Here is a 14,315-nt window from a genome sequence, read left to right on the forward strand (position 1 = left end):
TTTTGAAATATACATGTAACAATCTTAAAAGAAAATGGGTAGTTTTTTCCCTTTTGATATCAGGTACACTCCTGATAGGGTATTGTTTTTTCTTACTTCCTGCTCCGCTTTTTGACGATCCGACTTCCACTGTCTTAGAGGATAAACAAGGACAAATACTCTCTGCCCGAATCGCGGAAGATGGCCAATGGAGGTTCCCTGAAATGGATTCCCTGCCCTATAAATACAAAACAGCTGTCCGTTATTTCGAAGATGAATATTTTTACTACCACCCGGGTATTAACCCGGTCTCACTAATGAGAGCAGCCTGGCAAAATTTGACCTCAAAAAAAATTCAAAGCGGTGGAAGCACTTTAACTATGCAGGTAATCAGACTTTCTCGCAAAAATAAGCCCAGAAGCTACCTGGAAAAGGTCAAGGAGATTATTTTGGCAACACGCCTGGAATGGCGTTTTTCTAAGGCTGAAATATTTCGGCTCTATGCTTCCCACGCCCCTTTCGGGGGAAATGTTGTAGGGCTTCAGGCAGCATCCTGGAGATACTTCGCAAGGTCTCCTGAATTATTGTCCTGGGCAGAGACTGCTACACTGGCAGTTCTTCCCAATGCCCCTTCCTTAATTTACCCGGGAAAGAACCAAAAGCAACTGGAAGAAAAACGCAACCGTCTATTGGACAAGCTAATGGGAAAAGGCATTCTTACAAAAGAAGAAAACGAACTGGCAAAATCCGAACCATTGCCCGACAAACCACACCCCCTTCCACAAGCAACACCTCACTTGTTGAATAAAGCAATGGCCGAGGGTAAAGATGGGCAAATCATACCGTCTACAATAGATGCCGGATTGCAGGACCAACTTACTCAACTAATCGACCGTTACCACTCCTCTCTTTCAAAAAACGAAATTCACAATGGGGCTATTCTGGTACTCGATGTCAAAAATGCCACTGTAAAAGGCTACATAGGTAATACCCAATGCAAAGAGGAAGGAAGTGGCAGCAGTGTGGATATCATTACGGCTCCCCGTAGTACGGGCAGTACTCTTAAGCCCTTTTTGTTTGCAGCTATGCTCGAAGAGGGCATGCTTCTACCCGAGGCCCTAATAGAAGATATTCCTACCCGCATTTCCGGATATGCGCCTCAAAATTTTGATCAAACCTATAGTGGAGCTGTACCGGCGGACCAGGCACTTACCCGCTCCCTGAATGTTCCTGCTGTGAGAATGTTGCAAGACTATGGAATTCCTCCCTTCTACAATCGATTACGAAGGTTGGGACTCGAATCAATTGACAAAGGCCCGGACCACTACGGCCTGTCACTTATACTGGGAGGCGCCGAATCCAGCCTTTGGGAACTTTGTCTGGCCTATTATTTTATGGCCAAAAAACTTAGGGAAGAACCAATAACCTCGATAACATACTCACATAAAGACGAAAAAATAACCAGGAAGCTAAATGATTTTGGCAAAGGGTCCATATACCAAACCTTTGAAGTATTGACCGGGTTAAACAGGCCATTTCAGGAAGGAGCATGGAAAATCTTTGATTCTTCGAGAAAAATAGCCTGGAAAACCGGAACCAGTTTTGGATTCAGGGATGCGTGGGCCATAGGAATTACCCCGGAGTATATTGTAGGAATTTGGGCAGGTAATGCAGATGGAGAAGGAAGACCCGGATTAACCGGTATCCAGACCGCAGCACCCATATTATTTGATGCTTTTGATCTTCTACCTCCTACTTCATGGTTTTATTCTCCTGAAATGGATCTAACTACTATAAATACTTGCTCAAAAAGCGGTTACAGGGCTTCAGTAAATTGTTCCGGGATAAAAGAAATGAATGTGGTAAAAAATGGTTTGAAATTTCCATCTTGTCCTTATCACCATAAAATTCATCTAGATGAGACAAAACAGTATCAAGTTAATAGTCGATGTTACCCGGTCCATCTCATGAAAGAAGAAAAATGGTTCGTTCTTCCTACTGTACAGGAATGGTATTACAAAACCAACAATCCGGATTATCGATCACTCCCCCCCTTCATGGAATCCTGCAATAACAATGAAAACACAGAAATGCAACTCATTTATCCTACGAAGAAAATGCAAATATTCCTGGCCAAAGACCTTGATGGGTACCTCAATCCAACGATATTTGAGTTAGCTCACCGAAAACCCGGAACGAAAGTATTCTGGTTTATTGATGAAGAGTACCTGGGATATACCCGACAAATTCACAAAATGGAAATTATCACAACGGAAGGGATGCACAAAATTACCATAGTAGATGAAAATGGAAACGATATGGAAAAGGATATTGAGTTTATTGGAAGGTAGAATTAATCTCATAAGCCGGTATATTACTGAACTTTCTTATTTTGGTAGAAAACAGCATGAAAATTTACTGCATCTATCTAATTTCATTTATCCTAATAGGATGTCATTCAAAAAACGAAAAATCTGATGTGAGTACAACACCGAGAATAAAACTTACTCTGGAGGAGGCCAATCGCCTCTCCCGGCTCCCCTTGCACTGCATGCAGGTCGAGTATCCCAATAAGCTTAGTCAAGTTCTTTCGGATTCGACCGGACTCAAATCGCCCCGGGAGTTGCACCCCGCATTTTACGGTTGTTTTGACTGGCACTCATCCGTCCACGGACACTGGATGCTTGTCCGGCTGCTAAAAGAGTTTCCAGATATTGACGACCACAAATCGATAAAAGCAAAACTTTATCAGAACATATCAAGAGAAAATATATTATCCGAACTCAGTTATTTTCGAAAAGACCCTAATTATGAAAGAACATATGGGTGGGCATGGTTACTAAAACTAGCTGAGGAATTACATACCTGGGAATCTCCTTTCGCTAAAGGATTAGAAAAAAACTTGCAGCCATTAACAGATTATATCGTTCAGCGTTACCTGGAATTCTTACCTAAACTTCATTATCCTATAAGAGTAGGTGAACATTCTAACACAGCGTTTGGTATGTCCTTTGCTTTGGACTTTGCACAAACTACAGGACATGCTCCATTAAAAGACTTAATCTCCCAAAGAGCCCGGGACTTCTATATTAACGATCAATCCTGCCCTATTGATTGGGAACCCAGTGGCTTTGACTTCCTTTCTCCTTGCCTGGAAGAAGCAAACATCATGAAAAAAGTGTTGTCCAACGAAGAATTTTCTGAATGGATTCAAAGTTTCCTTCCTCAATTATCCCAGTCAGACTTTATATTACAACCGGGTATTGTTTCAGACCGATCAGACGGGAAACTCGTACACCTTGACGGAGTAAATTTCAGCAGAGCATGGTGCCTGTACAATATATCCGAGGAAATGGAAGGCCTTGAGCATCTGAAAACATTAGCAAACTCCCATATTTCCTATTCATTGCCACACATAGTAGATAATAATTACGAAGGAACCCATTGGTTAGCTTCATTTGCAGTTTACGCACTCAATCACTCTGACTGATGAAAAACTATTTAAAAAACATCGATCCCGGCACACTGGTAGCCGCTGCGTTTATAGGTCCTGGTACAGTGACGGTATGTACATTAGCAGGTGCTAAATTTGGATATTCTTTGCTATGGGTGATGTTGCTTTCTATTTTCGCTACTATAGTGTTACAGGAAATGGCTTCCAGAATTGGCATTATTTCTCAAAAAAACATCCCCTCAATTGTAAAGCAGCAAATAAAAAACAAGTATATCAAAACAGCAGCAATTATTTTGATTTTTTCTGCTATTGTAATAGGAAACGCAGCTTATGAGGCTGGTAATTTAAGCGGTGCTTCACTGGGATTGGAAGCTATTCTAGGTCCTAACCCAACCCTCCCTTATCCTTTTTTAACGGGGATTGTAGCATTTTCCTTCCTGTATATCGGAAGTTATAAAGTCCTGGAAAAATGCATGATTGGTCTTGTAATCCTTATGAGTCTTTCTTTCATCCTAGCTGCTGTCCTCATACACCCATCCCTTTCGCAAATATTTCAAAATATTTTTGTGCCTCAAATCCCCCAGGGTGGATTGTTAATGATCATCAGCTTAGTTGGTACTACTATTGTTCCCTACAATTTATTTCTCCATTCGTCCCTTGTAAAGGAAAAGTGGGGAAAAAGTTCTGACCTTAAATCCTCGAGAATCGACACTGTGGTTTCTATTTTGCTCGGAGGTCTGATCTCTATTTCTATAATCATTGTTTCAGCCGGTAGTGGATTAAGCGATATAAATAATGTCCTGGATATGGTGATTGGTTTAGAACCTATTTTTGGTCAATGGGCAAAATACCTGATAGGAATTGGCTTATTCGCAGCAGGGATTACTTCTTCCATTACAGCCCCGCTGGCAGCATCCTATGTAGCCCAAGGTTGTTTTGGTTGGGAATACGGAATAAGAAATTGGAAGTTTAAGTCCGTCTGGATGTTTATCATATTCATCGGTCTTTTATTTTCCTCACTGGACATTCGTCCGATCGACCTTATTCAGTTCGCCCAGGTAGCTAACGGTTTATTACTTCCGGTAATAGCTATATTCCTCTGGTGGGCCGTAAATAAAAAAGCAATTTTGGGTAATAACAAGAATACATTAATTCAAAACATGGTAACCGGTCTAATCATTATTTTAACGATAATATTGGGGCTGAATACTATATTAAATATATTGACGAGTGGATAATTTTTCAGACAAAAACCCAATTTCAATTAACAAATAATTATTAAATGGAATCTATTTTAGATACGTTATTATCGGTTTCGGTGGAAAATGAGGTTGTGGAATTTAAGAAAGCTAGGAATCAATTCAATAAAGATAAATTGGGCAAGTATTTTTCCGCTCTAAGTAATGAAGCTAATTTACTGGGCAAATCCCATGCATGGTTGGTTTTTGGTGTAGCCGATGACCGTTCTATAATAGGTACAGAGATCACTGACAATCAACTCAACGATTACAAAACAGAAATTGCCCAGCACACCTCACCTCGTACCAATTTCACAAATATCAATCAAGTAATAAAGAACGGAAATAAAGTACTTCTTTTTGAGATACCTGCAGCACCACAGGGTATGCCTGTATCCTGGAAGGGGTTTAATTACGGAAGAGATGGAGAAAGTCTTGGCCCTTTGAATAACGATGAATACATGACGATCCGAAAACAAGCAAACCAGCAGGATTGGAGTGCGCGAGTTATCCCTAATGCTAATATCGATGATTTATCAAAGGAGGCGATTCGACAAGCCCGAATAAGATTTGCTCAAAAAAATCCAAAGTTAAAAAAACAAATTAAAGAGTGGTCAGATAGAGTATTCTTGAACAAAGCAAAAATAACAATAAAAGGCAAAGTAACTCCTACCGCAATCTTGCTTCTTGGAAAACCTGAATCCGAACATTTTATCACCCCTTCCACATCCAAAATATCATGGATATTGAAAGACAACTTCAATATTGAAAAGGATTACGAGCATTTTTTCTGTCCACTTTTAATAAATGTGGAGAAACTTTACAATAAAATCAGAAACTTAAAATACCGCTATATAAAGGATGGATCACTTTTCCCCGATGAAGTAGATCAATATGACCCATATATAATACGTGAAGCGCTGAACAATTGCATTGCACATCAAGACTACACATTGGGTGGTAAAATACTTGTCGTAGAAAGCGAAAATGCTTCCTTAACATTTTCTAACGCAGGATCCTTTATTCCACAAAGTGTAGAATATGTTATTAAAGCCGATGCTCCGGAATCTACTTATCGCAATAAATTTTTATCAGATGCCATGGTCAATTTGAATATGATCGATACCATAGGAAGTGGTATAAAACGCATGTTCAATATCCAAAGACACAAGTTTTTTCCCTTACCTGAATACGATTTATCCAACAATAAAGTACAAGTCACTATTATTGGAAAAATTCTGGATATTAACTATGCCCGCAAATTAGCCCAAATGCCCGAACTCATTTTAGATGAAATTATTCTATTGGATAAAGTGGCTAAAAAGAAGGAATTGACTAAAAATGAAATCAAGATTTTACGATCTAAAAAATTAGTTGAAGGCAGGAAACCCAATTTCCACATTTCTTCTAAAGTAGCTTTGGCCACTAATGAAAAAGGAGAGTATATTAAATGGAAGGGCTTTGATGAAAATTACTACAAAGATCTTATTGTTAAGTACCTTGAAGAATTTGGAAAAGCACGAAAATCAGATTTTAAAAAGTTATTGATGAATAAATTACCTGCCGTGTTAGACGAAAACCAGAAAGAACATAAGATTAAAAACCTCCTTCAGAAAATGAAAAATGAAAAGCTTATTACGATTAATAAAAGTCGCTATTGGGTTCTAGACGAGATTTAGACGAGATTTAGACGAGATTTAGACGAGATTTAGACGAGATTTGCAGCACTTTTACACAAATAAGCATAAATCATATATGTAATACACACTAATGCAAACACAAAAAATTAATTTAACACAAATATTAATTTAGACGAAAATCGTATAAAATCAGATTCTGAGCACAGACCATCACAGGCACATGAATCGGGTAAAAAATATCACCTTTCGGATACGAATTATCGGATTTTCTACCTGGATTTTTTCACAAATTCCGTTAAAATAACAATCTTTTGGTCATTAACCCTTCCCTCTATTTGCGTAGGTTCATCCGCAACAAGTGAAATTCTCCGGACAGCGGTTCCTCTTTTCGCAGTAAATCCAGCCCCTTTAACATTTAAATCTTTTGTTAATACCACTGTATCGCCCGTTTGAAGTTCCGCCCCATTGCAATCCAGATGCTTTGCTGAACCATTTGGCGCTTCTTCCTGCCCCTCCTTAGCCCATTGTAGGGTTTCTTCATCCAGATAAGCCATATCCAATAAATTCAAAGCCCAGCTTTCAGATCTTAGTTTTTGTAACATTCTCCATGATAATACCTGGATGGCAGGAATTGTCGACCATATGCTTTCATTCAGACATTGCCAATCCACTGGATTTATGTCTGTATTGCCCAGCATTTGGTTCAGATAATTTTCATCGATCAAAATGCTATTTTCCTCGTTTCCTTCATCCGCCGGCGGAAGAGTATATACTTTCAAAGCCCCATTTTTTCCACTTATCTCACAACGATTTCCGCTCCTATCAATCAATAGTTGTTCCAGATCCATATTTATATTATTAACTTTCCGCAAAAAAAAATTTATATATTTGATTACAACTGTATGATTTCAAATATTCAATATCTCTCCAATTTTATCCATTTGCGGATCCAAATAGTTGTCAATATAAAAATCACATGTTGGTAATTCAGTGGGGTGATGCGAAGATAGTACACCTACTACTTTCATATTTGCATTAATGGCAGCCTGAACCCCTGATGCTGAGTCTTCAAAAACAAGACAATCTTCCGGGTTGACTTTTAAATTATCGGCAGTACGTAAATAAACTTCCGGGTCAGGTTTATGGGTATTGACATCTTCGCTTGCCAATAGGGACATAAATTTTGATCGAATACTCAGTCGATCAATAATCAAATCCATATTGGCGCGGGGAGCAGAAGTGGCTACGCCTATTCTCTTTTCTTGCCTGTAGATATCTTCTAGAAAAGGAAGTAATCCGTCTATGGGTTCAACAATATCCTGATATATTTCCCGAAACAGGCTTTCTTTTTCCTCTTCTAATTTATTCAGTTCTGATTCAGAAATTTCACGATTCAAAAAATGAGTAAAAATGTATCTATTATTTTTCCCATACATATGGGCTGCATATTCTTCTTCAGTAGGATACAATCCTCTTTTGGCAAAAACTTTCTCAAATGCTTTACTATGATGGGGGTTGGTGTGAGAAATAACACCATCCATATCAAATATTACTGCTTTTATTTCCATAAAATAAATATGGAAAAATTATACGATATAAAAAATCTAGTTGGATTTAATATTAAGTTACAGTTTATAATCGCTCCAATCCATCACTTCATTTCTGGTCGATTGATCGATGCATTCCCGTAGTGTTTTCTCATCATATTTCACGTTGTGCTTTGCAAGGACTTCCTCTGGAACACCGTCCCAGACATTAGGGGTATTCCCTTTGAAACCCAGGTAATCTATTCCATCCTTTGATGTAAAATATCCGGTCACCACTAAATCCCTTAGCGTGGAGAAAAATTTGACTCCCTGGGTCATGTTCTCGGAAGCTTCTTCAGGATACGCTATATCCTCCACTATAGCAATTTGATCTTCACCGGATATATCAACAAAGTTTTTTCCAAAACGTCTATTACTCTCATGTTCCATCCAACGAAGTCCGCCCCGCAAGGGTGTTTGATACATTGGCCGGTCTTTGACCATAAACTCAATAAATTCAGGCACCCCAGCTTCGCTCGCTGAAGAAGAACTTTCATCTGCAGGTATAATGATATCGGACAAAACTACAAGAACTGCCATTTCCCGGTCCGTAAAATACTTTTGTGACAGTAATTCTTTATCACGCCTTAATTCTTCCGGGGTCCTTCCATATCCCAAGTCATTTTCTAACTTATCTCCGGGGTCGCCTTTGGGTCTACTTTTTATTCCGGATTCGCATCCTGTCAAAAGTACACCAGCGCTTGCAGAACCTCCTATTAACAATTTCAGTGAATTTCGTCGATCCATATCAAATGTTATTTTTCTTAAGTTCATCAATTAAATATTCAGATGCCCTCCAGGCCAGTGCCATAATGGTCCACGTTGGATTCTTATCCGCCTGGGAAACGAATACACCTCCATCCATTACAAATAAATTACTGACATCATGCGTCTGATTGAATTCGTTGGTAACAGAATTACCTGAATTCGTACCCATACGGGTTGTACCTACTTCATGAATGATCCGTCCCGGCGCCTCCAGACCGTGATTGGATTCTTTACCCGGACGTTCTCCCAGAGGAACAGCCCCCAATGAGTCTATAATCTCTTCAAAAGTATCTTGCATATGCTTAGCCTGGTTGATTTCATCGTCCGTCCAATTATAATTAAACCGTAATACCGGAATGCCGTATTGATCTACGGTATTGGGGTCAATTTCACAGTAATTATCCTTTTGTGGAACGGACTCCCCTCGTCCTGCAAACCCTATACGGGCACCAAAAAATCGCTTTACATCATCTTTCAATGACAAACCATAACCACCCGCTTTCTTCGGTTTTCCATCCTTATCAGGTACCTTTCCATTCATGTTTTCCATACCAAATCCAAAACCGTACAGCGGCATATTCATTCCCCCTCCGTATTCTATATGATACCCCCTGGTAAAATCCAAATCTTTTTTATCATTTAACCACCACGGTGTGTAGACATGCATACCTCTTACTCCATCTTCGTTATATCGTTTCCGGTCCAACAGTTCAGGTAAGATTGCACCTCGGGATGCCCCTGTGGAATCGTGTAAATACTTACCTACCAAATCACTGGAATTAGCCAAACCATTAGGATGTTGAGCCGATTTGGAATTAAGTAAAATTCGCGCCGTACTGCATGCACTTGCAGCTAGAATAACTGTCTTCGCTTTGACCGAATATTCTTTTTTATCCAGTCTATCTATGTAGGATACACCTGTTGCTTTTCCGTTATCATCGGTCAAAACTTCCCGCACCATGGCGTCCACATACATATCCACATTTCCTGTCTCCAGCGCGGGTTGTACTAACACAGAAGAAGACGAAAAATCACCATAAACACTGCAGGAGCGATTGCATTGTCGACAATAAAAACATACGCCCCTTTTATTATTAATCTTTTTTGTAAGCATCGACATTCGTGCCGGGATAACCGGAATTCCTATCTTACCTAATCCTTTTTTTAGATATAGTTCGTGAAGTCTCGGTTTGGGCGGAGGTAAAAAATACCCATCGGGTTCATTGGGAATATTTTCCCGGGTACCAAATACCCCTACCAACTTATCCACTTTATCATAATATGGGGCTACATCTTCATAGCCAATGGGCCAATTATCCCCTTTTCCGTCAAAGTCCTTCCGCTTAAAATCCAGGGGGCCAAATCTAAGGGAAATCCTTCCCCAATGGTTGGTTCTACCTCCAACCATTCTCGATCGAAACCAGTCAAATTCAGTACCACCCTTTCGAGTGTAAGGTTCACCGTTTATCTCCCATCCTCCATACGCCATATCAAAATCCCCAAAGGAACGGGTATCTGTACTGGCACCACGCCTCGGGGATTCCCAGGGCCACTTCATCTGTGTCTGAGTCTCCGGATCGGCCGGATCAAAATCAGGTCCGGCCTCTACAAGAGCTACTTGCAACCCTGCCTCAGCCAACACTTTTGCAGCCATTCCTCCCCCGGCTCCCGACCCAACAATACACACATCGTATTTCTTTGTCTGTTCTTTAATTTGAAACATAATTTAATCCCGTATTTTTCGCATATATAAACTAATTATTAAAAATAATTCAATTAAAGCAATATTTACATACGTACTCAATTGACTTTTCATAATACTTTTTTAGCCAGGTATCGCATCCGTATGGCTGATTTTTAGACAATTCGCTTTAAAATTCTATATATTTTGAACGATTGAAACCATTAATTGGACTAGTCAAAGGATATTATTTTTGGATGTAATCATAATCAATGACAAAATTTGAACAGGTCAATTATCTGCATAAGAAATAATTTCTGCTTCACAGAGTCGGTCAAAATAAAAAAGAAAATAAATTAATGGTATTCGGGAAAATCAAAAACCTCGGTCAAATCCAGGTCTATTCCCGGTAAAACTTCTGAAGAAACGGTATCACCTACGGTCAAAAGTGGGGTCGGTTGAAATTTCCCGGTGTCATCCAAAATGTATCGAAAAATCGTTCTTTCTTCCGGATGCACAATCCAATATTCACGGACTCCGGCTTCCTCATAAACTTCGTATTTATCCTTAAGCTCCTTTTGATTGTTGCTGGGAGACAAGATTTCAATTACGATATCGGGAGCGCCAATCACACCTTTGAAATCTATCTTCTCAGGATCACAAACTACACATATATCCGGCTGGACAACTGTAAAAATGTCCTTATCTTTTTTCGAATTTACAGGAAGCCGGACATCAAAAGGGGCTGCAAAAACCTCGCATTTCCTTCTCTTCAAAAATTGGAATAATTCGCCAGAGATATTTATTGATACTCTTTGATGAGATGTATTCGGACCCGCCATTTGAAACACCTTCCCTTTGATCAGTTCCAGCCGTTCCTCAATTTCCCATCTGAGATAATCCCTATAGCTATATATAGCCGACAAATCCAGGTCCTGGATCCGGGAGATTTTCTTCGGTTGTTTCTTATATTTTTTTACTGTCCCCATTAACTAATTACCACTGGCCACTTATAGCCAGTAAATGCTTAATTACTTTGATAAGTTCCGTTAAAAAAAAGTAAATTTTGAATATCCCAAAAAAGTCAAGATAATACCATCAATGGAAATATTTTACAACGTTATTTCGAAAGATATTTTCTGATATTTGCAAATAATTCGAGAGTGATAAAACACTATTTATTAGAATCAAGATATTTCAAAACAAAAATCGCAACTGACGGAACAATAAATATTATTAAAAAGCAACTAGTCTTTTTAAAATAATAATTCGTTTCAATAGTAAGAATTATAAAAAAGAAAAATATAAAAGATGAAACCAATTGTTCAAATTTCACTTGACCTGACCAATATAGATGAAGCCCTGAAAACCGCAGAAATTGCAATGAAAGCCGGTGTAGACTGGCTAGAAGTAGGTACACCTCTCATTCTTGCCGAGGGACTCCACGGAGTACGGAAAATGAGAGAAGCATTCCCGGACACTCCTATTGTAGCAGATTTAAAGACCATGGACGGAGGATACCTGGAAGCAGAAATGATGGCAAAAGCAGGTGCTACTCACGTAGTGGTGATGGCCCGGGCTCATGAAGAAACCATAAAATGTGTTGTTCAGGCTGGTAAAGATTTTGGAGCAGAGGTAATGGGTGACAACCTTGGTTGTCCTGATATGGTAGCGGGTGCTAAAAGATTAGAAGATTTGGGATGTGATTACGTTATACACCATATAGGTTATGATGAAAGAAGAGGAATTGCTGCTGCTGGAAACAGAATGCCAAGTCCTCTTGATCAATTAAAACAAGTAGTAGAAGCGGTCAATATTCCGGTTCAGGCTGTGGGTGGCCTTTCCCTTGAACAAGCCATTCAATGTCCTGAATACGGGGCCCCCTTAGTGGTTTTGGGTGCACCTTTGACCATAGACGCTGACGCATTCAAGACAGCAGATGGAGACCTGGAGGGATCACTTCGATTAATATGCGAAAAAGTACATGCCTACGGGGATGTAAAAATATAAATCAGAAAATTAAAAACTAGAGAATATGAATTCAGCTGCCGTAGTAAATTTTGCACCTGAAAAAGGATCTGTAGAAATACGGGAAATTCCCCGACCTGAAATAGGAGACGAGGATGTTTTGTTGGAAGTAGCCAATGTAGGGGTATGTGGAAGTGACTTACACCAGTGGACAGCAGACCACAGTTGGCCCGTTAATTACCCTGTAGTCCTCGGACATGAATTTGGAGGTCACATTGTTGCTTTGGGTAAACAGGTCAAAGGTTGGAAAGAAGGGGATCGAGTAGTTAGTGAAACGGCTGCAGTCATCGACAAAGAAAACCCCATGACCAAACAAGGCTTGTATAATTTGGATCCTACCCGGAAGGGGTTCGGCTATGGCGTAAATGGAGCCATGACCCGATATGTAAAAGTTCCGGCCAGGTGCTTACATAAAGTACCGGATTCATTGTCATTCGAACAAGCTTGTCTTACAGAACCTTGTTGCGTAGCTTTCAATGCAGTTGTTGGAAATGGGCATATTAAACCCGGAGACAGAGTTGTCGTTCTCGGACCAGGCACTATTGGTATACTTTGTGCCGCCATGGCCCGATTATGTGGAGCAGAAGTCGCTATAGTCGGACTGGAAGCAGATAAAGGGAGATTGAAAATAGCGGAAGAGAGCTATGGATGTACCCCTATTATAAAAGACGCTACTTCATGGGCTTTTGAGAGAGACGGTCTTGGTGCAGATATGGTAATAGATGCTGCCGGTGTAAGCATAACGCTCAAAAATGCTATTAACCTCGTTCGTCCTAATGGTCACATTTCGAAAGTCGGTTGGGGAAAAGATCCGTTGGGATTTTCTTTGGATCCACTGGTTCAGAAAAATGCTACTTTGCAGGGAAGTTTTAGTCACAACTGGCCGATTTGGGAACGAGTAATTGCTTTACTTACAAGCGGTGCCCTAAATGTAAAACCTATAATTGGAGGAGTCTGGGGTATCGAAGACTGGCACGAAGCATTTGAAAAAATGCACAAAGGAGAAGTAGTAAAAAGTGTATTAAAACCTGTGTAGTATGCGATTAAAAAACAAAGTAATAATTATTACCGGAAGTACGACTGGGATTGGTAAAGCGATTGCCATTCGCTGTGTCAAAGAAGGAGCCAGGGTAATAGTGCATGGCCGTGAAAAAGAAGCAGGGGAAAAAGTGATAGAAGAAATTGGCCCAGAAAATGGGGTTTTGCATCTGGATGATTTAACAGACCCCTTATCAGCCGAAAGGCTGGTCAAAGCAGCTATAACAGCCTATGGCCAATTGGATGCCATCGTAAACAATGCTGCCTGGGTTCCTGCATCCGATATACACAATACTGATTTAAAATTATTAGAAGAAGTATTTTCTGTAAATACTTTTGCACCTTACCTTTTGATCCAATCGGCTTTACCCCATTTAACAGAAACCAGAGGCTGCGTTCTCAATATTGGTTCCGTAAATGCCTGGAGTGGAGAGCCTAATTTATTGGCTTATAGTATGAGTAAAGGGGCCATGATGACCATGACCCGGAATTTGGGTGATGCACTCTTTAGAGAGGTAGGAGTCCGCGTAAACCAAATTAATCCCGGCTGGGTCCTTACTGAAAAGGAAATAGAACGAAAAAAAAGTCACAATTTGTCTGATACCTGGTACGAAGATCTACCCAAAATGTATGCTCCGGCCGGAAGAATTATTTGGCCGGAAGAAATTGCTGCCGCCGTTATTTATTGGTTATCTGATGAAAGTGGTCCAATTAGCGGCCAAACTGTTGAACTGGAGCAATATCCACTATTGGGTAGGAATGCCCCCAAAGATGAAACAACGATTCCTTAAAATGGAAAGGATTTATACAAAACGTAAAAAGTAACTAATAACCAATTCAAATATCCCAAACCCCAAGTACCAAATGATTACGGGATGGGTATTAAAAATTGAAAATTAAACG

General features: G+C 39.8%; 12 protein-coding genes. 7 read left to right on the forward strand and 5 right to left on the reverse strand.

From position 1 onward, the window contains the following. Positions 1–2: 2 nt before the first annotated feature. Genes pbpC through LVD47_RS05835 form a run of 4 tightly spaced genes read left to right on the forward strand, consistent with a single transcriptional unit; the run spans position 3 to position 6,350 of the window. Positions 3–2,330, forward strand: a complete 2,328-nt coding sequence (pbpC, locus tag LVD47_RS05820) for a penicillin-binding protein 1C (RefSeq protein ID WP_236974618.1) — start codon at positions 3–5, stop codon at positions 2,328–2,330. Positions 2,331–2,386: 56 nt separating this feature from the next. After that, entirely contained in the window at positions 2,387–3,469 is a 1,083-nt protein-coding gene (locus tag LVD47_RS05825) for a DUF2891 domain-containing protein (protein WP_255785032.1), read from the forward strand. Continuing rightward, on the forward strand, positions 3,469–4,671 hold the full coding sequence (locus LVD47_RS05830; RefSeq protein ID WP_236974620.1) for an Nramp family divalent metal transporter: 1,203 nt from the start codon (positions 3,469–3,471) through the stop codon (positions 4,669–4,671). The genes LVD47_RS05825 and LVD47_RS05830 overlap by 1 nt, the downstream gene beginning before the upstream one ends. 44 nt (positions 4,672–4,715) lie before the next feature. Then, positions 4,716–6,350 carry an RNA/DNA-binding domain-containing protein gene (locus tag LVD47_RS05835; RefSeq protein ID WP_236974621.1) on the forward strand — a complete coding sequence of 545 codons (1,635 nt, stop codon included), beginning with the start codon at positions 4,716–4,718 and terminating at the stop codon, positions 6,348–6,350. A 230-nt stretch (positions 6,351–6,580) separates the two neighbouring features. Here the strand turns inward: LVD47_RS05835 and LVD47_RS05840 are convergent, their stop codons facing one another. The 5 genes from LVD47_RS05840 to LVD47_RS05860 form a co-directional block, all read right to left on the reverse strand. Then, positions 6,581–7,159, reverse strand: coding sequence for a PhnA domain-containing protein (locus LVD47_RS05840; protein ID WP_236974622.1), 579 nt, complete (start codon positions 7,157–7,159; stop codon positions 6,581–6,583). A gap of 60 nt (positions 7,160–7,219) precedes the next feature. Then, entirely contained in the window at positions 7,220–7,879 is a 660-nt protein-coding gene (locus tag LVD47_RS05845; protein ID WP_236974623.1) for an HAD family hydrolase, read from the reverse strand. Positions 7,880–7,936: 57 nt separating this feature from the next. Next, positions 7,937–8,644 (reverse strand): gluconate 2-dehydrogenase subunit 3 family protein, encoded by a 708-nt coding sequence (locus LVD47_RS05850; protein WP_236974624.1) that lies wholly within the window; start codon positions 8,642–8,644, stop codon positions 7,937–7,939. Between the two features lies 1 nt (position 8,645). Beyond that, on the reverse strand, positions 8,646–10,391 hold the full coding sequence (locus LVD47_RS05855) for a GMC family oxidoreductase (RefSeq protein ID WP_439651989.1): 1,746 nt from the start codon (positions 10,389–10,391) through the stop codon (positions 8,646–8,648). A 311-nt stretch (positions 10,392–10,702) separates the two neighbouring features. Next, positions 10,703–11,335 (reverse strand): Uma2 family endonuclease, encoded by a 633-nt coding sequence (locus tag LVD47_RS05860; protein ID WP_236974626.1) that lies wholly within the window; start codon positions 11,333–11,335, stop codon positions 10,703–10,705. A gap of 322 nt (positions 11,336–11,657) precedes the next feature. On the opposite strand from LVD47_RS05860, the gene LVD47_RS05865 reads away from it, so the two are divergent. Genes LVD47_RS05865 through LVD47_RS05875 form a run of 3 tightly spaced genes read left to right on the forward strand, consistent with a single transcriptional unit; the run spans position 11,658 to position 14,203 of the window. Next, entirely contained in the window at positions 11,658–12,356 is a 699-nt protein-coding gene (locus LVD47_RS05865) for an orotidine 5'-phosphate decarboxylase / HUMPS family protein (RefSeq protein ID WP_236974627.1), read from the forward strand. 25 nt (positions 12,357–12,381) lie between these two features. Then, positions 12,382–13,410 carry a zinc-binding dehydrogenase gene (locus LVD47_RS05870; RefSeq protein WP_236974628.1) on the forward strand — a complete coding sequence of 343 codons (1,029 nt, stop codon included), beginning with the start codon at positions 12,382–12,384 and terminating at the stop codon, positions 13,408–13,410. A gap of 1 nt (position 13,411) precedes the next feature. After that, entirely contained in the window at positions 13,412–14,203 is a 792-nt protein-coding gene (locus LVD47_RS05875; protein WP_236974629.1) for an SDR family NAD(P)-dependent oxidoreductase, read from the forward strand. Positions 14,204–14,315 lie beyond the last annotated feature (112 nt).

This window comes from Membranihabitans maritimus, from assembly GCF_021729145.1.
In the GTDB taxonomy this organism is placed as follows: Bacteria; Bacteroidota; Bacteroidia; order Chitinophagales; family Saprospiraceae; genus Membranihabitans; species Membranihabitans maritimus.